The sequence below is a fragment of the Amycolatopsis sp. NPDC049691 genome (assembly GCF_040675005.1).
Classification (GTDB): domain Bacteria; phylum Actinomycetota; class Actinomycetes; order Mycobacteriales; family Pseudonocardiaceae; genus Amycolatopsis.
Genome location: NZ_JBFANX010000011.1, coordinates 283,917 through 301,060 on the forward strand (window position 1 = coordinate 283,917; position 17,144 = coordinate 301,060).

General features: G+C 73.8%; 18 protein-coding genes, 1 tRNA gene and 1 pseudogene. 11 read left to right on the forward strand and 9 right to left on the reverse strand.

What is annotated here, in order from left to right:
- Positions 1-4 precede the first annotated feature (4 nt).
- Both AB0J40_RS25875 and AB0J40_RS25880 read right to left on the reverse strand, forming a co-directional pair.
- A complete protein-coding gene (locus AB0J40_RS25875) occupies positions 5-1,333 on the reverse strand; it encodes a cytochrome P450 (protein WP_364457275.1) in 1,329 nt (442 codons plus the stop codon).
- Positions 1,334-1,371: 38 nt separating this feature from the next.
- Positions 1,372-1,716 carry a hypothetical protein gene (locus AB0J40_RS25880; protein WP_364457276.1) on the reverse strand — a complete coding sequence of 115 codons (345 nt, stop codon included), beginning with the start codon at positions 1,714-1,716 and terminating at the stop codon, positions 1,372-1,374.
- Between the two features lie 189 nt (positions 1,717-1,905).
- On the opposite strand from AB0J40_RS25880, the gene AB0J40_RS25885 reads away from it, so the two are divergent.
- The 9 genes from AB0J40_RS25885 to AB0J40_RS25925 all read left to right on the forward strand — a co-directional run bounded on the left by AB0J40_RS25885 (position 1,906) and on the right by AB0J40_RS25925 (position 7,586).
- A complete protein-coding gene (locus tag AB0J40_RS25885) occupies positions 1,906-3,165 on the forward strand; it encodes a cation:proton antiporter (protein WP_364457277.1) in 1,260 nt (419 codons plus the stop codon).
- A 39-nt stretch (positions 3,166-3,204) separates the two neighbouring features.
- Positions 3,205-3,663, forward strand: coding sequence for a hypothetical protein (locus AB0J40_RS25890; RefSeq protein WP_364457279.1), 459 nt, complete (start codon positions 3,205-3,207; stop codon positions 3,661-3,663).
- On the forward strand, positions 3,660-3,914 hold the full coding sequence (locus tag AB0J40_RS25895) for a hypothetical protein (RefSeq protein WP_364457281.1): 255 nt from the start codon (positions 3,660-3,662) through the stop codon (positions 3,912-3,914). The genes AB0J40_RS25890 and AB0J40_RS25895 overlap by 4 nt, the downstream gene beginning before the upstream one ends.
- Entirely contained in the window at positions 3,911-4,210 is a 300-nt protein-coding gene (locus tag AB0J40_RS25900) for a monovalent cation/H(+) antiporter subunit G (RefSeq protein WP_364457282.1), read from the forward strand. The genes AB0J40_RS25895 and AB0J40_RS25900 overlap by 4 nt, the downstream gene beginning before the upstream one ends.
- The gene (locus AB0J40_RS25905) at positions 4,207-4,443 is read left to right on the forward strand and encodes a hydrogenase subunit MbhD domain-containing protein (protein WP_364457284.1); all 237 of its coding nucleotides are present in this window, start codon (positions 4,207-4,209) and stop codon (positions 4,441-4,443) included. The genes AB0J40_RS25900 and AB0J40_RS25905 overlap by 4 nt, the downstream gene beginning before the upstream one ends.
- The gene (locus AB0J40_RS25910) at positions 4,440-5,174 is read left to right on the forward strand and encodes an MnhB domain-containing protein (RefSeq protein WP_364457286.1); all 735 of its coding nucleotides are present in this window, start codon (positions 4,440-4,442) and stop codon (positions 5,172-5,174) included. The genes AB0J40_RS25905 and AB0J40_RS25910 overlap by 4 nt, the downstream gene beginning before the upstream one ends.
- A gap of 5 nt (positions 5,175-5,179) precedes the next feature.
- A complete protein-coding gene (locus AB0J40_RS25915; protein WP_364457324.1) occupies positions 5,180-5,515 on the forward strand; it encodes a cation:proton antiporter subunit C in 336 nt (111 codons plus the stop codon).
- A 4-nt stretch (positions 5,516-5,519) separates the two neighbouring features.
- Positions 5,520-7,310 carry a complex I subunit 5 family protein gene (locus tag AB0J40_RS25920; RefSeq protein ID WP_364457288.1) on the forward strand — a complete coding sequence of 597 codons (1,791 nt, stop codon included), beginning with the start codon at positions 5,520-5,522 and terminating at the stop codon, positions 7,308-7,310.
- A gap of 93 nt (positions 7,311-7,403) precedes the next feature.
- Positions 7,404-7,586 carry a CsbD family protein gene (locus tag AB0J40_RS25925; RefSeq protein ID WP_364457290.1) on the forward strand — a complete coding sequence of 61 codons (183 nt, stop codon included), beginning with the start codon at positions 7,404-7,406 and terminating at the stop codon, positions 7,584-7,586.
- A gap of 56 nt (positions 7,587-7,642) precedes the next feature.
- Here the strand turns inward: AB0J40_RS25925 and nrfD are convergent, their stop codons facing one another.
- The 6 genes from nrfD to AB0J40_RS25955 form a co-directional block, all read right to left on the reverse strand.
- Complete coding sequence (gene nrfD / locus AB0J40_RS25930) at positions 7,643-8,569, reverse strand: NrfD/PsrC family molybdoenzyme membrane anchor subunit (RefSeq protein ID WP_364457292.1); 927 nt, start codon at positions 8,567-8,569, stop codon at positions 7,643-7,645.
- Complete coding sequence (locus tag AB0J40_RS25935) at positions 8,566-9,411, reverse strand: 4Fe-4S dicluster domain-containing protein (protein ID WP_364457294.1); 846 nt, start codon at positions 9,409-9,411, stop codon at positions 8,566-8,568. Before AB0J40_RS25935 ends, nrfD begins: the two co-directional genes overlap by 4 nt.
- Positions 9,404-12,631, reverse strand: a complete 3,228-nt coding sequence (fdh, locus tag AB0J40_RS25940) for a formate dehydrogenase (protein WP_364457295.1) — start codon at positions 12,629-12,631, stop codon at positions 9,404-9,406. Before fdh ends, AB0J40_RS25935 begins: the two co-directional genes overlap by 8 nt.
- Before the next feature lie 38 nt (positions 12,632-12,669).
- Complete coding sequence (gene selB / locus AB0J40_RS25945) at positions 12,670-14,385, reverse strand: selenocysteine-specific translation elongation factor (RefSeq protein WP_364457297.1); 1,716 nt, start codon at positions 14,383-14,385, stop codon at positions 12,670-12,672.
- Positions 14,376-15,659 carry an L-seryl-tRNA(Sec) selenium transferase gene (gene selA / locus AB0J40_RS25950; RefSeq protein ID WP_364457299.1) on the reverse strand — a complete coding sequence of 428 codons (1,284 nt, stop codon included), beginning with the start codon at positions 15,657-15,659 and terminating at the stop codon, positions 14,376-14,378. Before selA ends, selB begins: the two co-directional genes overlap by 10 nt.
- Positions 15,659-15,753, reverse strand: a tRNA-Sec gene (locus tag AB0J40_RS25955). The genes selA and AB0J40_RS25955 overlap by 1 nt, the downstream gene beginning before the upstream one ends.
- Positions 15,754-15,807: 54 nt before the next feature.
- Here AB0J40_RS25955 and selD point away from each other — a divergent pair.
- Both selD and AB0J40_RS25965 read left to right on the forward strand, forming a co-directional pair.
- A complete protein-coding gene (gene selD, locus AB0J40_RS25960) occupies positions 15,808-16,800 on the forward strand; it encodes a selenide, water dikinase SelD (protein WP_364457301.1) in 993 nt (330 codons plus the stop codon).
- Positions 16,801-16,835: 35 nt separating this feature from the next.
- Entirely contained in the window at positions 16,836-17,048 is a 213-nt protein-coding gene (locus AB0J40_RS25965) for a DUF2795 domain-containing protein (protein WP_364457302.1), read from the forward strand.
- On the opposite strand, the pseudogene AB0J40_RS25970 reads toward AB0J40_RS25965, so the two are convergent.
- Positions 17,045-17,144 (reverse strand): annotated as a pseudogene (locus AB0J40_RS25970) (IS481 family transposase); the annotation flags it as partial. The gene AB0J40_RS25965 and the pseudogene AB0J40_RS25970 sit on opposite strands and share 4 nt — an antisense overlap.

The following is a 17,144-nucleotide window of genomic DNA, read 5'->3' on the forward strand; positions in this document are numbered from 1 at the left end:
GCCGTCACCTCGCCGGTGACGGCACCGGCCGCACCGCGAACTTCAGGTGGAAGTTGTCCAGGGTGGCCGGGAGCGGGCGGTCCGGGGCGAGGACCGGTCCGGACAGCTGCTCGAAATCCCGTTCGCGCAGCAGGTCCGCCAGCATCGTGCTCGTGCAGAACTGGACCAGGTCGCGGCCCGGGCAGATCGCCGGGCCCGCGCTGAACGGCACCAGCGCCGGGTTCGCCTCCGCGCGGCCGTCCAGCCAGATGTCCGGCTCGAAGCGGTCCGCGTACGGCAGCCGGGCGTCACGGTGGAAGAACGGCGTGAAGATCAGCACCGTCGTGCCGGCCGGGCCCCACGCCGTTTCCTCCGTCGTCTCGCGCAGGATCATCGGCGTCGTCGGCCAGAGCCGCACCGTTTCGAGCACGCACGCGCGCAGGTAGCTCAGCTGCTGCGGCTCGGCCGGATCGGCGTCCGGCAGCTCCGTGCGGGCCCGCTCGAGCGCCGCCGGGTGGGTGGCCAGCAGGGCCAGGGTCCGGAACGTCACCATGCCCGCCGCGTCGAACGCGAACAGCCAGTGCGCCACCTGGTCCGTGGCCGTGCCGTCGTCCCCCGCCGACGCGATCGCCGCCGCCAGGCTGCCCGGCTCGGCGCGGCCGAGGTGCTCGGCCAGCCGGGCGTGGAAGCGCTCGCGGACCTGCTTGCGCCGCGGGTGCAGATACGCCCAGTTCGCGTCCAGCCGCAGCCGTTCCAGCAGGTCGGTGAGCGTTTCGTCGTCGCGGGCGCCCGGGCCGAGCACGATCGTGCGCACCAGCCGCCACCAAGCGACGTTGAACGTGTCCCAGGTCAGCTCCGAACCGGCCTCACTGAGCATGACGGCGGTTTCGTCGGCGATCGCGCGGGCGAACGGCGCCGCGAGCTCGTGCAGCGGACGGCCGGGCTCGAGCACGGCTTCGGTGAACCGGCGCCGCGGACGGCGGTCTTCGGCATCCGAAATCAGCACGCCGTGCGGCTGGAAGTGGCCCAGCGCGGCGCGCTTTTCCACTGTGGACGGACTGAACGGCGTCGGCGCGCCGGCCAGCAGCGTGCCGACGTCCGCACCGGACAGCGCCAGCTCCACGGACCGGCCGGGCACGCGCAGCTTCAGCGGGCGTCCGCCGTACCGGTCGCGCAGCCGCGAGAGGAGCTTGACGGCCGGGCGGTCGACCTGCAGCTTGCCGGCCAGTCCCATCGCCGCGGGACGGCGTTTGATCACCCCGCCCGCGAGCGTGGGCAGCGCCACTTCGGCCGCGACGCGCAGGGTCTCGGTGACCGAGGCGGTCACCGGTCGGGTCACCTGGGTGGTCGTCATGCCGTCCGGTTACCCGGGCGGCCCCAGTGGAAACACCGTCAGTGACGCAGCGCGAGGTTCAGCACGTCACCCGCGTGGTCCAGGCAGTCGGCGCAGATCACCGCGTCGCGCGCGGCGCAGTCGACCCGCAGCAGCGGGCGCCGGAGGCCGAGGAACGTCCGCCGCTCCCGGCGGCCGCAGAACTCGCACACCGCGGCCAGCGGCGAGGTCACCGCCGCCAGCACGTCCCCGCTCGGCGTCTCGCGGTCCGCGCCGTCGCGCACCACCTTCAACCCGGCGCGCACGCACTCCAGGCAGATCGGCCCGGCCTTGCCGGGGACGCGCGGGCCGCGCACCGAGCCGCAGAACCGGCAGGGCCGTCCGGCCCCGTTCGCCGCCGTCACGCCGCCTCCTCACCGGTTTCCGCCGCCCGCACACCGGGAACCCCGGGCGCGACGTCACCTCCCGGCCACGCTACCCGCATCCGCACCGGGCGGGGGCATCGGCGGAACCCGGCTCACGCTCGGCCGGGCCCCGCGCACACGGACCTCCCGCCCGGGCGGCACCACGGCACGAGCGGGCTGGAGGGAACGTTGTCGTCGTTGACCGTGCTGTTCGGGGTGGCCGGGCTGCTGGCCCTCGCCGCGGCGATCGTGCCGAAGCTCGTGGCGGACCGGCCGTTCTCGGTGCCGCTGGTGATGCTGCTCGCCGGGATCGTCCTGGGGCTGCTTCCGCTGCCCGCGCCCTACGGCAACGGCTGGAGCGATCCCGCCGCGCACCTGCACGGCGTCGAATCGTTCACCCAGCTGGGGATCCTCGTCGCGCTCGCCGGGGCGGGCCTGTCGGTCGACCGCCCGTTCGGCCTGAAGCGCTGGGGTTCGACGTGGCGGCTGCTCGCCCTGACCATGCCGTTGTCGATCCTGGCGATCGCGGCGCTCGGGTACTGGTGGCTCGCCCTCGCACCGGGGGTGGCCCTGCTGCTGGCCGCGGCGCTGGCGCCGACCGACCCGGTGCTGGCGGGCGACATCGGCGTGCCGCACCCGGACGTCGAGCCGGAACTGGCCAGGGACAACGAAATCCGCTTCACGCTGACCACCGAGGCCGGGTTCAACGACGGGCTGGCCATGCCGTTCGTGCTGCTCGGGCTGGCGATGGCGGGCAGCAGGCCGGACCTGGCCGGGTCGTGGGTGCTCGTCGACCTGCTCTTGCCGGTCGTGACCGGCGTGGTGGTCGGCCTCGTCGCCGGGCGCGGGCTCGGCTGGGCGATCTTCCACACGTCGTCGGACCGGCTGCGGCTGGCCGAATACGGCGACGGCCTGGTCCTGCTGGCGCTCGCCTTCCTGCCGTACGCGCTCTCGGAACTGGCCCACGGCAACGGGTTCGTCGCCGTGTTCACCGCCGCGGTCGTGGTCCGCAAGCAGGAGCGGGAGCACGACTACCACGGCGTCCTGCACGCGTTCGGCCACCAGCTGGAACGGCTGTTCGTCCCGCTCGCCCTGCTCGGGCTCGGTCTCGCCATCGGCGACGGCCTGCTGCGCGGACTCCGTCCCCTCGAAGTCGTGATCGCCGTGGTCGCGGTGCTGGTGGTGCGGCCCGTGGTCGGCTGGGTCACGCTGCTGGGGTCCTCGGCGGGCCGGCCGGCGAAGCTGGCCATCGCGTTCTTCGGCGTCCGCGGCATCGGCACGCTGTTCTACCTCGCCTACGCGCTCGACCGGCTACCGGTGGCGCAGCAGGACGTGCTGTGGCGGGTCGGTGCGCTCGCCGTGGCCGTGTCGGTGCTGGCCCACGGCATCCTCGCGGAGCCGGCCATCCAGCGGATCGAGCGGATGGGCGGCCACCTGCCCGCCCACTGACCCCGGTTGGCGGACGCGGCCGCGGGGTACCCGGCCGACGTGACTGAGGTGCTGCCGTGGTGGCTCGGCCTGACCGGCCTGTGGGTCCTCACGCTGTCGACGCCGTCGTGGCCGGAGATCGCGGCCGCGGCCGTTGCGGCGGTGCCGTGCGCGTTCGCCGCGCGCGCCGCGCGCCGGGCCGTCGGCGGGGCGTGGCGGCCCCGCGCAGGCTGGCTGCGGTGGCTGCTCGCGATCCCCGGCACGGCGGTCCGCGAATCCGGTCGCGCCCTGGTCAAGATCGTCAGGCAGCCGCGCGCGGGCCGGTTCGACGCGGTCGGCCTGCCGGCGGAGCCCGACGACGTCCACGACGCCCGGGCGGCCTGCGCGGCCGCCCTCGTCGGCTGCACCCCCGGGACGATGGTCGTCGCCACTCCCGAAAACCCCTCAGCCGACCGCGGACTCGTCGTCCACCGGCTGCTCGAAGGCGACTCGCGGGTGCTGGACGAGGTGCGCCGGTGACCGGCTGGCTGGTCGCCGCCGTGGTGCTCATGGCGGGCGGGCTCGGCCCGGCGCTGTGGCTCGCCGCGCGCGAGGACGCCATCGGGCGGCTGGCCGGCCTCCAGCTCGCCGGCCCGGTCACCGTGCTCACACTGCTCCTGCTCGTGCAGGCCTACGGCCCGTCCAGCGCGGTGATCCTGCCGCTGGTGCTGACGGCCCTCGCCTTCGCGGGCACGCTGCTGTTCATCCGGCTGCTGGGGACGACGGAATGACGGTCGTCGCGCAGGTGCTCGTCTTCGCCGGGGTCGCCGTCGTCGTGGTCTCGGCGCTGGCGATGCTGCGGGCCCGGACGCTGCTCAACCGGCTGCACCTGCTCGCCCCGGTGACGACGCTGGGCGCGCCGCTCGTCGGCGCCGGGCTGGCGCTGGCTTCGGGGTGGAACCTCGGGTCGGGCGCCATCCTGCTCACCGTCGTGCTGCTCGCGGTGACCGGCCCGGTGCTGCAGTCCGCCGCCGGGCGCGTCGAGGCGCGGCGGCGGGGCGCGATCGACGAGGACCTGCCGTCGTGACGACGGCCGTGCTGCTCGTCGCCCTCGCGTTCGTCGCCGTCGCGGGGTTCGCGGTGGTGGCCACCCCGGACCCGCGGCGGCAGGCGATCACGCTGTCGCTGTTCAGCCTGTGCCTGACGCTGCTGTTCGTCGTGCTCCAGGCGCCGGACGTCGCGCTCTCGGAACTGGCGGTCGGGTCTGCCGTGGTGCCGCTGCTGGTGCTGCTCACCATCCGGAAGGTGGGCGGGCGATGACGCTGCGGGCGAGGACGTGGCTGTGCGCGGCCGGCGCGCTCGGCGTCGCCGTCCTGCTCGTGACGGCGTTCCTGCGGATGCCCAGGTTCGGCGGCGACCTGCACGTCTACCGCGACCTCGCGCTGCCCGCGACCCTCGCGCGGATGACGCCGAACCTCGTGTCGTCGGTGAACTTCGACCTGCGCGCGCTCGACACCCTGGGCGAGGAGACCATCGTCGCCGCCGCGGTCGTCGGGACGCTGTCGCTGCTGCAGCCGTCGCCGGCGGAACGCGAGCGGATCGAGCCCCAGCGCGGATACGTCATGCCGGTGGTCAAGGTGGCCGGCTACCTCCTGCTGCCGGTGACCCTGCTGCTCGGCCTCGACGTCGTGGCGCACGGCCACCTCACCCCCGGCGGCGGTTTCCAGGGCGGGGTCGTGCTGGCCACCGGCTGGCACCTGCTCTACATCTCGGGCAGCTACCCGGCACTCGCCCGGCTGCGCCCGATCGACTGGTGCGAGTACGCCGAAGCGGCGGCGACCGGCCTGTACGTCGTCACCGGGCTCGCCGGCCTCATCGCCGGCGGTGCCTTCCTGGCCAACGTCCTGCCGAAGGGCGAGTTCGGCTCGCTGCTGTCGGCGGGCACCGTGCCGGTGCTGAGCGTCCTGGTCGGGATCGAGGTCGCCGCCGGGCTCGTCGTGCTGCTGGCCCAGTTCCTCGGCCAGGGCCTGATCCGGGAGGAGCACTCGTGATCGGCATGGCCTGTTACGGCGTGGCCGGGTGGCTGCTGCTGCTCGGCGCGATCGGCATCGTGCGCAGCCGCCACCTCGTGCACACCGTCGTCTCGCTGTCGGTGGCGCAGGCCGGGACCTACGTGCTGCTGCTCGGGATCGGCTACCAGGACCAAGCGGGTGCGCCGATCGTCGCCCAGGACCAGCGCCAGCCCGTGGTCGACCCGATGGTGCAGGCGATGACGCTGACCGACATCGTCGTGTCGGCGACGATCACCGCGCTGCTGCTCGGCCTGACCATCCAGATCTCGAAGCGCCACGGGACGGTCGACCCCGACGAGCTGCGCGCGTTGCGCGGCTGAGGCGATGTCCGCGCTCCCGTCGCTCGTCGTCGCACTGCCGCTGCTGGCCGCGTGCGTGCTGCTCGGCCTGGGCGTCAAGCTGCCGCGGGTGGTGGCCGACGGCTTCGCGACCGCGGCCGCGCTGGCCACCACGGTGCTGGTCGCCGTGCTGCTCGCCGCCGTCCAGCACGGCCGGGTGGTGGTCTGGCTCGGCGGGCACCGGCCGGACGGCGCCCGCTCGCTGGGGATCGTCCTGGCCGCCGACGGCCTCAACACGACGCTGGCGCTGCTGGCGTCGGTCCTGACGACGTGCGCGCTGGTCTACAGCTGGCGCTACTTCGAGGCGGTCGAGGCCCGCTACCACGCGATGATGCTGCTGTTCCTCACCGGCATGCTCGGCTTCCTGCTCACCGGGGACCTGTTCACCCTGTTCGTGTTCTTCGAGCTGATGAGCGGCGTCGCCTACGCCCTGACGGGGTACCGCGTCGAGGAGGCCGACTCCGTCCAGGGCGCGCTGAACTTCGGCGTGGTGAACTCCCTCGGCGCGTACTTCACGCTGATGGGCATCGGCCTGCTGTACGCGCGCGGCGGCCAGCTCGGACTGGCGCAGCTCGGCGTCGCGCTGGACGGCAAGCCCGCGGACGCGCTGGTGCTCGCCGCGTTCGTGCTCGTCTGCACCGGCCTGCTGGTCAAGGCGGCCGCGGTGCCGTTCCACTTCTGGCTCGCCGACGCGCACGCGGTCGCGCCGACCCCGGTGTGCGTGCTCTTCTCCGGCGTCATGGTCGAGCTGGGCGCCTACGGCGTGCTGCGGGTGCGGCGCACGGTGTTCGGCGGCGTGCTCGACGACGGCGCGTTCGCCCGGGTGCTGCTGGTCCTCGGGATCGCGAGCGCGCTGCTCGGCTCCGTGCTGTGCTTCACCCAGCGGCACCTGAAACGGCTGCTGGCCTACTCGACGATCGCGCACACCGGGTTGTTCCTTTGTGGACTGGCCGCCGCGGACGGCGCGGCGAGCACGGGGTTCCTGCTGGCGGTGGTCGGGCACGCCGGGGCCAAGGCGGCGCTGTTCCTGCTCGTCGGAGTGCTCAAGGACCGCTACGGCAGCGTCGACGAGGACGAGCTGTTCGGCAGGTGCGGGCATTCGCGGCTCGAGAGCGGGCTGTTCCTGCTGGCGGGCCTGGTGCTGGCCGGGCTGCCGCCGTTCGGCGTCGCGTTCGGCAAGGACGTCGCCGAGCACGCGCTCGAGGAGACCGGGTACGGCTGGCTGGTCGCGGTGTTCGTCGTCGTCACTGCGGTGACGGCCGGCGCGGTGCTGCGGGCCGGCCTGGGTGTCTACTTCGGACGCGGGCGGCCACCGCGCCGCGACGACGGCGACCGCACGCCGGGCACCGACGAGGAACCCGAGACGGGCCGCCGCATCGAGCGCACGCCGGCGACGATGACCGGCGCGATCGTCGCGGTCCTGGCCGGCGCGCTCGCGGTCCCGTGGCTGGGCCAAGCCGCCGTCACGGCCGGGCGGCAGGAGGCCGACCGCGGCGGGTACCTGCACGACGTCCTGCCCGCGGTCGGCTCCCCCGGCTCGCTGCCGCCGGTGACGGCCGGCTGGACGTCGTCGGGCCTGCTGTTCGGCGGCCTCACGGTCCTGCTGGCGCTCGGCATCGCCGCGGCGGCCCTCTGGCCCCACCGGCTCCCGTCCTGGCCACGGCCGGTCCGCACGGCGCTGGATGCGCTGCACCGGGGGCATTCCGGCCACGTCGGGGACTACGTCGCGTGGCTGCTGGTGGGCGTGACGGCCCTCACGGCGCTCGTGTGGCTCTGATGTGTATGGCGCCGTGCAGTGGGTAACCCACTGTCAAGGCCCTTTTGGCGACTGGCCGATCCGGAAATGTCGCCGCGACGGAAGGTGCACCCGATGAACGACAAGTTCGAGAACAAGGGCGAAGAGCTCAAGGGCCGGGCGAAGGAAGCCGTCGGCGACGCCACGGGCAACGAGCAGTGGCAGGCCGAGGGCAAGACCGACCAGGCCAAGGGTTCGCTCAAGCAGGCAGGCGAGAAGATCAAGGACGCCGTCAAGGGTGTCAAGGACAAGGACTGACGCTCCAGTTCTGCCGCTGCCGCCCCCGGGTTCCCCCGGGGGCGGCAGTTCTCGCTTCAGCGTCCTTCGGACCGGCGCTCGATTCGCTCCCGCTGCGGCACCACCACGTACTTCGGGTCCTTCGTGGACGCCACACCCGCCGCGTAGACGCCGAAGCGCGTGCACAGGCCCGAAGCCAGGTAGGCCGCACCCGCCAGCGCGCCCGCCGCGCGGTGGCGGCTCGCCAGCAGCGAAAGTCCCGCACCGGCCGCCGTCAGCGCCTTGGCCGCCTTCAGCAGCCTGCCCGCGCGGCCCGTCCGGTACGGCTCCGACACCAGGCCCAAGCCGGTCTCCAGGTGGTGCTCGGCCACCAGTTCCGCCACCGCCCCCGCGAGTCCCGCGCGGACCGCCGGGCCGACCTCGCCGGCGGGAGCCGCCAGCATGGCCGCGCCCGCGCCGCTCGTCAGCGCGCTGCCCGCGAACAGCACCGGGAGCGTCCCGTGGGCTTCGTGCCACGACGGTGTCGCCGTGTCCGCCAGCAGCACCGCCGTGTACGTGCACATCGCCGGGCCGAGCACGCCCGCGCCCGCCCCCGCCAGCTTGCCGGCCAGCGGCAGCTTCCCCGTCACCTCGGACGCCGCCGCCACCGCGGCCAGCCCGGAGAACGGCGACAGGATCCACGACCCCACCGAAAGCGGCGACGTCGGCTTGAACACCCGCAGCATGTGCAGGAACCGCAGTGGCTTGCCGAGGTCGTGGATCAGCGCTCCCACGCTGGCGATCGACCCGCCGGACGCGACCAGGCGGCCCACTCGGGCCAGACCCGGCCGCCCGGTGGCGTCGGCCAGCGCCGCCATCGTCGCCGACGCGCCCGCCGCGCCGCCCAGGAACAGGTACAGCGGCACGTCCGGCTGCTTCCAGGCCGGCTCCTTGAGGATCGGCCGGCCGTAGTAGGACTTGAACTCGGCGGGCTCGACCATCGCCCGTTCGCGGCGCGGGCTCATCGGCGCCGGCCCAGGAACGACATCGCGACGGCCGCCGCCACGCCGGCCGCCGTCACCGCGGCGCGCTTCCACATCGCCGGCAGGTCCCGCGTCGTGACGACCGGGTCCGGGGGCAGCCCGTAGACCTCGGGTTCGTCCAGCAGCAGGAAGAACGCGCCGTCGCCGCCGACGCCGTCGTCCGGGTCGCGGCCGTAGAGCCGGGCCTCCGGCACCCCCGACTCGTGCAGCGTCCGCACCCGCTCGTCGGCCCGTTCGCGCAGCTCGTCCAGTTCGCCGAACTGGATCGAGTCGGTCGGGCAAGCCTTGGCGCACGCCGGTTCCATCCCCGCGCCGAGGCGGTCGTAGCAGAGGGTGCACTTGAACGCGCGGCCGTCCGACTCGCGCTTTTCGATGACGCCGTACGGGCACGCCGGGACGCAGTAGCCGCAGCCGTTGCAGATGTCCTGCTGCACGACGACGGTGCCGAACTCGGTGCGGAACAGCGAGCCGGTCGGGCAGACGTCGAGGCACGCCGCGTGCGTGCAGTGCTTGCAGACGTCGCTCGACATCAGCCAGCGCACGCCGGGCTCGTCCTGCCCGGGCGCACCCACGTCGGGCATCCCCAAGTCCACTGTGGATGGTGCCGGGGCGGCGGGCTTGGATTGCTCGACGAACGCCACGTGCCGCCAGGTGTTCGAGCCGAGCGCGCCGGTGTTGTCGTAGGACGAGCCCAGCAGGTCGAGCTCGCCGCGGTCGGGTACGCCGTTCCACTCCTTGCACGCCACTTCGCAGGCCTTGCAGCCGATGCACACCGACGTGTCGGTGAAGAACCCCATCCGGGGCTGGGTGCCGTACTCAGCCATCGGCTCGCCTCCGGTACTCCTCGACCATGACCGGCAGCGCGGCGCCACGCGGGCGGCGGCCCGGCCGGATGTCACAGGTGGCCGCCTTCGACTCCTGGATGTGCACGTTCGGATCCATCACGATCGACAGCAGGTCGTTGGCCGCGTCGCCGCGCGAGAGCCCGTTCGGGCCCCAGTGGTACGGCAGGCCGACCTGGTGGATGGTCCGGCCGCGGACCTTCAGCGGCTTCACGCGCTCGGTCACGAGCACGCGGGCCTCGATCGCCGTCCGCGCGGAGATGATCGTCGCCCAGCCGCCGTTCTCCAGGCCGCGTTCGGCCGCGAGCGCCGGCGAGACCTCGCAGAAGAACTCCGGCTGCAGCTCCGAAAGGTAGGGCAGGGTCCGGCTCATCCCGCCCGCCGTGTGGTGCTCGGTGAGCCGGTAGGTGGTGAACACGTACGGGTAGACCTCGCTGCGCGCCGGGTTGTAGGGGTTCGACGGGCTCTCCAGCGTCTGGCGCGTCGGCGACTCCTGCTGTCCGTAGAGCGCGTTCTCCACCGGGCTTTCGAACGGCTCGTAGTGCGTGGGCAGCGGGCCGTCGGCCAGGCCGGCCGGGACGTAGAGCCACGCCTTCCCGTCGGTCTGCATGATGAACGGGTCGCGCCCGCCCAGGGCGTCCTGCGCCTTCGCGCCTTCGGGCGGCTCGTAGTCCGGTGCCTTGGTCGGCTCGAAGTCCGGGACGTCCGGGCCGACCCACTTGCCCTGGTCCGCGTCCCAGCTGAGCAGCTTCTTGCGGTCGCTCCAGGGTTTGCCGTCCGGGTCGGCCGACGCGCGGTTGTAGAGGATCCGCCGGTTCGCCGGCCACGCCCACGCCCAGCCCTTCGCGACCCAGTCCTGCTCGCTGCCCGGCTGCCGGTTCGCGGCCTGGTTCTTCCCGTCGGCGCGCACGCCGCAGTAGATCCAGCAGCCGCACGCGGTCGAGCCGTCGTCCTTCAGCTGCGTGTACGCCGAGAGCGGGCCGTCGGGACCGTGGCCGTTGATCTCGGCGAGCACGGACTCGGCACTCGGGTCACCGGTCGGTCCTTCGACCGGGTAGCTCCAGGTCAGGTCGCGGATCGGCGCGTCCCGCGGGTCGTCGCCGACGCGTTCCCGGATGATCCGGCCGAGGTGGTAGTAGAACCAGAGGTCGCTGCGGGCGTCCCCGGGCGGATCGACGGCCTTGTGGTGCCACTGCAGCAGGCGCTGGGTGTTGGTGAAGCTGCCGTCCTTCTCGGTGTGCGCGGCGGCGGGCAGGAAGAAGACCTCGGTGCCGATCTCCTCCGGCTTCAGCTCGCCGGTCTCGACCTCGGGGCCGTCCTTCCAGAACGTCGCGCTCTCGATCAGCTGCAGGTCGCGGACGACGAGCCAGTCGAGGTTGGCCAGGCCGAGCCGCTGGAACTTGCCGTTGGCCGAGCCGACGGCCGGGTTCTCGCCGACCAGGAAGTAGCCCTTGCACTCCCCCTCGATCTGCTTCTGGACGGTCGCGTACGTGCCGTGGTCGCCGGTGAGCCGGGGCAGGTAGCCGAAGCGGAAGTCGTTGTGCGGCTGGGCCGAATCGCCCCAGTAGGACTTGAGCAGGCTGACGGTGTAGGAGCGCATGTTGCCCCAGAACCCGGTCTTGCCCGCGTCCGCCGCGACGAATTCGTCGAGGCTCTGGTGCTGGTGCGCGTGCGGCATCGGGATATAGCCCGGCAGCAGGTTGAACAGCGTCGGGATGTCGGTGGAGCCCTGGATGCTGGCGTGGCCCCGGAGCGCCAGGATGCCGCCGCCGGGGCGGCCGATGTTGCCGAGCAGGGTCTGCAGGATCGACGCCGTGCGGATGTACTGCGCGCCGACCGTGTGGTGCGTCCAGCCGACCGAGTACACCCACGCCGTCGTCCGGTCGCGGCCCGAGTTCGCGGTGACCGCCTCGGCGATCTCCCGGAACTGCTCGACCGGCAGGCCGCAGACGTCGGCGACCAGCTCCGGCGTGTAGCGGGCGAAGTGGCGCTTGAGCACCTGGTAGACGCACCGCGGGTGTTGCAGCGTCTCGTCGGTCTTCGGCTTGCCTCCCACGGCCGCGCCACCGCTGCCGTAGGTGTCCGCCCGGGCCGTGCTCTGGTGGCCTTCGCCGCCGTGCTGGCTCTCCGAACCGGGCTCGCCCGGCTGCTCGGGGTCGGTGGACCCGGCCGCGGGCACGGTCGGCGCGCCCTCGTACTCCCAGGTCGCCATGTCGTACTGGCGGCGCTCGGGGTCGTAGCCGGAGAAGACGCCGTCGAGGTCTTCGGTGTCCTGGAAGTCCTCACGCAGGATGGCGGCCGCGTTCGTGTAGGCGAGCACGTACTCCCGGAAGTCCTTCTCGTTGCTCAGGACGTAGTTGATCAGGCCGCCGAGGAACGCGATGTCCGAACCGGCGCGCAACGCCGCGTGGACGTGCGAAACCGCGCTGGTGCGGGTGAACCGCGGATCGACGTGGATGATCTTCGCGCCGCGGGCCTTCGCCTCCATCACCCACTGGAACCCGACCGGGTGGCACTCGGCCATGTTCGAGCCCTGGATGACGATGCAGTCGGCGTTGGCGAGGTCCTGCTGGAACGTCGTGGCGCCCCCACGACCGAAGGAGGTCCCCAGACCGGGAACCGTGGCGGAGTGTCAAATACGCGCCTGGTTTTCGATCTGGATCGCGCCGAGCGCGGTGTAGAGCTTCTTCATCAGGTAGTTCTCTTCGTTGTCCAGCGTCGCGCCGCCCAGGCTGGCGAAGCCGAGCGTGCGGTTGAGCCGGCGCCCCTGGTCGTCGGCGTCCTGCCACGTCTCGTCACGGGTCTTGAGGACCCGGTCGGCGATCATGTCCATCGCCTTGTCGAGGGGCAGGCGCTCCCAGTCGGTGCCGTACGGGCGGCGGTAGAGGACCTCGGTGACGCGGCTCGGGCTGGTCACGAGCTGCTTGCTGGCCGAGCCCTTCGGGCAGAGCCGCCCGCGCGAGATGGGCGAGTCGGGATCGCCCTCGATCTGCGTGACGCGGCCGTCCTTGACGTAGACCTTCTGGCCGCAGCCGACGGCGCAGAACGGGCAGATGGACTTGACCACCTTGTCGGCGTCTTCGGTGCGGGCGTGCCATTTCTCCGAACCGTCCGATTTGGCCGCCGCGGCGCGGGCGGTGCGGTCGGGACCGGTCAGCTGCCGGTACACCGGCCAGCCTTCGATCCACCGACGTACACCCATACCTGGCACGGTAGTAGCGATACCCGCGGTTCGCAGGTCTAATCGCGGACCTTTCGGGTCCCGTCGCCGAGCGGTTCGGTGCGCCCGGCCGCGTCGAGGCGTTCCAGCAGCGGGATCATCACCCGCCGGGTGCTGCCGAGGGCCCGCCGCGCCTCCGAGACCGTGAACGGCTGGGGCAGCCCGCGCAGCTCGGCCAGCGCCCGCTCCTCGGCGTCCGGGCCGAGCACCACGCCGTCGGTGACCGCCGTCAGCCTGCCGAGGCGGACCGCCGCCGCCAGCTCCCGACGGCCCAGGCCCAGCGCGCGCAGCTCGTCCGCCTCCGGCGCGCGGAACGGGTGCTCGGCGAGCCGCTTGGCCACCGTTTCCACCGCTTTTTCGACGGCCGGGGCGAGCCCCGCGCCCGGCCGCCGGACGAGCCCGCCGGTGACTTCGAACCCGGTGCCCGCCAGCAGCGGCCCGATCAGCTCCGGCGCGGGCAGGCCCAGGCGCTGCCGCAGTGCTTCCACCGGCATCCCCGCGGCCAGGGCGTCCCAGCCCCGGACGAGCGCCGCGGCCTCGGCGCGCAGCCCGGCGACGCGGGCCGGGTCGGCGAACCAGTCCCCCATCTTCTCGCCCGTCTCGGGCAGGCCCATCGCCGCGAAGTCGGCCGCCGGCACGAATCCGTTCCGGCGCAGGTAGGTCCCGGCCGGATCCGGGTCGGCCAGCTCCTCGCCGCGCGCCCGGGCCGCGCCCCGGCGGGCCAGGGACGGCGGCCGGACGTCGAGGACGTCGAACCCGGCGGCGATCCGGTGCTCGCCGGGGTCGCGCAGCAGCCCGCGGTCGCCCACGCGCAGCGGCAGCGCGGCCGCCGTCGTGAGCCGCGCGGTGTCCGTCCCGAGTGGACGGACGCGCACCGGCACCGCCGCCGTGCCGAAGTGCAGCACCAGGTTCCGGTGGACGTCCGCGCCGCGCAGCCGGACGTCGAACTCGGCCGTCGGGTGCCACCGGCCCGGGGTGAGCAGGACGTCGCCGCGCCGGACGTCCGTCTTCGCGGTGCCGCGCAGGTTCACCGCCACGCGGGCCACCGCCGTCACCCGGTCGTGGGATTTCCCGAGTGCCTGCAGGCCGCGGACCTTCACCCGCGCGTCCCCGAGGAGCAGTTCGTCGCCGACCGCGATCGTTCCCGCCCCGAGGGTGCCGGTGACGACCGTGCCGGCCCCCGAGACGGTGAACGCCCGGTCGATCCACAGCCGGACGTCGGCGGCCGGATCGGGCGTCGGCAGCCCGCCCGCCAGGGTCCCGATCGCCGCGCGCAGCTCGGCGAAGCCCGCGCCGGTGGTCCCGCTGACGGCGACGCTCGGCACCGTCCCCAGGGACGTCGAGGCGATCTCGTCCAGCGCCGCCGCCGTCGCGGCGGCGGGATCGGCCCGGTCGGCCTTGGTGACGACGAGCAGGCCGCGGCGGACGCCGAACGCGTCGAGCGCGGCGAGGTGCTCGGCCGACTGCGGCATCCAGCCCTCGTCAGCCGCCACGACGAACAGCACCGCCGGCGCGGGCCCGGCGCCCGCAAGCATGTTGGGCACGAACCGTTCGTGGCCCGGCACGTCGACGAACGCGACGTCCTCGTCGCCGATCCGCGTCCAGGCGAAGCCGAGGTCGATGGTGAGCCCGCGGCGGCGTTCCTCGGCCCACCGGTCCGGCTCCATCCCGGTCAGCCGGCGCACCAGCGTCGACTTGCCGTGGTCGACGTGCCCGGCGGTGACGATCACCCGCATCGGCGGACGGCTTCCCGCAGCTTCGCGTCCTCTTCCGGCCGCACGGTCCGCAGGTCGAGCAGGCACCGGTCCCGCTCGACGCGGCCGACGACCGCGGGCTCGCCGGTGCGCAGCGCGGCGGCGTACCGGGCGGGCAGGCTCACCGCGACGCTGGGCAGCTCGACGCCCGGCGCTCCCCCGCCGCCGACGGCCGCGACCGACGGGACCACCCGGGCGTCGAGGCCGTCCCACGCCCGGACCAGGAGTTCCGCCCGGTCCCGGAGGCGGTCGACCGACACGTCGAGCGCCTCCCGCACCGGTGCGTCCGGCCCGCGCAGCGTGGCTTCGAGGGCGGCCAGGGTGAGCTTGTCGACGCGCAGGGCCCGCGCGGCGGGGTGCCGCCGCAGCCGTTCGACGACATCGGCGTCCCCGAACAGGAGGCCGGCCTGCGGGCCGCCGAGGAGCTTGTCGCCGCTGGCCGTGACGACCGTGGCCCCCGCGCGCAGGGCGCTCGCGGCGTCCGGTTCGTCCGGCAGAAGCGGGTGCGGGGCCAGCAGCCCGGACCCGATGTCGGCGACGACGGGCACGCCGAGCCCGGCCAGCTCGCCGAGCGCCGCCTCCGCCGTGAAGCCGGTGACGCGGTAGTTCGACGGGTGCACTTTCAGGACGAACCCGGTGTCCGGGCCGATCGCCTCGGCGTAGTCGCGCGCGGAAGTCCGGTTGGTGGTGCCGACCTCGCGCAGCCGGGCGCCCGTCGAGGCCAGGAGATCGGGAATGCGGAAGCCGTCCCCGATCTCGACCAGCTCGCCCCGGCTGACGACGATCTCGCGGCCCGGGGCCAGCGCGAGCGCGCAGAGCAGCAGGGCGGCCGCGTTGTTGTTGACCACGTGGACCGCGCCGGCGTCCGGGACGGCGGCGGCGAGCGCCGCGAGGGCACCGCGCCCGCGCCGGGCCCGTTCGCCGGTCGCCAGGTCGAACTCGACGTCGGTGGCGCCGCCGGCCGCCACGAGCGCGTCCAGCGCGGCCGCGGACAGCGGGGCGCGGCCGAGGTTGGTGTGCACGACGACGCCGGTCGCGTTGACCACCGGCCGCAGCGACGCCGCGCTCGCCGGGAGCCGCGCGAGCACGACGTCGACGACGTCACCCGGGGCGATCTCGCCGTTCCGGGCGGCCGTCTGCACCTCGATGACCACGGCTTTGACCAGGTCGCGGCCGAGCGTTCCCGCGGCCTTCGCGACGCGGGGCTCGGCCAGGACGGCGTCGGTCCGCGGGATCGCGCGGCGCGGGTCAGGCATGGCGGAGGCGGACGGGAATCGAACCCGCCAGCGGCAGGACCTGCCGCTCAACGGTTTTGAAGACCGTGCCGGTCACCAGGCCGGATACGCCTCCCTGCACCATGGCGACCATCCTGCCAACTCCGCGCCGGAAGGGCACGATGAACCGGTGGCGTACCGACTGACGCAGTACGCGCACGGTGGCGGCTGTGCGTGCAAGATCCCGCCCGGCGAGCTGGAAGAGGCCGTCCGCGGCCTCACCGGGAGTTCCCCCGCCGACCCCGCCGGCGAGCTGCTCGTCGGCCTCGACACCGGCGACGACGCGGCCGCCGTCCGGATCTCCGGGTCGACCGCGCTCATCGTGACCACGGACTTCTTCACCCCGGTCGTCGACGACGCCTACGACTGGGGGCGGATCGCCGCGGCCAACGCGCTTTCCGACGTCTACGCCATGGGCGGCACGCCGGTGGTGGCGGTCAACCTGCTCGGCTGGCCGCGGGAGACGCTGCCGTTCGACCTCGCGGCCGAGGTGCTGCGCGGCGGGCTCGACGTCTGCGGCAAGGCCGGCTGCCACCTGGCCGGCGGGCACAGCATCGACGACCCGGAGCCGAAGTACGGCCTGGCCGTCACCGGCGTCGCGGATCCCGCGCGGCTGCTGCGCAACGACGCGGGCCGCGCGGGCGTGCCGCTGACGTTGACCAAGCCGCTCGGCGTCGGCGTGCTGAACTCGCGGCACAAGGCGACCGGCGAACGGTTCGCGCAGGCGATCGACGCCATGACGACGTTGAACGACACCGCGGCCCGCGCCGCGCTCGCCGCCGGGGCCGTCTGCGCCACCGACGTGACGGGCTTCGGGCTGCTCGGTCACCTGCACAAGCTGGCACGGGCGAGCGGCGTGACCGCCCGGCTCGACCCGGCCGCGGTGCCCTACCTCGACGGGGCGCGCGAGGCGCTGCGCGACGGGTACGTCAGCGGCGGCACGCGCCGGAACCTCGACTGGGTGCGCCCGCACGTGGACGTCTCCAGGATTTCCCCGGACGAGGCGCTGCTGCTGGCGGACGCGCAGACGTCCGGCGGCCTGCTGGTCGCCGGGGAGCTGCCGGGGCACCCGGTGATCGGGGAGCTGGTGCCGCGCGGGGATCACACGATCGTCGTGGGCTGAGTTTTCCGGCCGTCCGCGGCGGGTACGCGGGGATCATGCCTGCACCGGACCGTTCCAGCCTCGAACAGCACCTGGCCGAGACCGAATACCCGTGCGGCCGCGACGAGCTGCTGCGGCGCGCGGCCGCGACCGGCGGCGGCGACTCCGTGCTCGGCTCGCTCGGCGGCCTGTCCGAAGGCGACCAGTACGAGAACTTCGACGCCGTCTGGGAGGCGGTGTCGGCCAAGCACATCGGCGGAGCGCCCTAGGTGTACTGACCTGTGAGGTTGGGGACGCGGCTGGCGGGTGGGTGGCCTGCGAGTGCGGTGTGTCCGCGGTGATGGTTGTAGGTGTGCAGCCAGTGT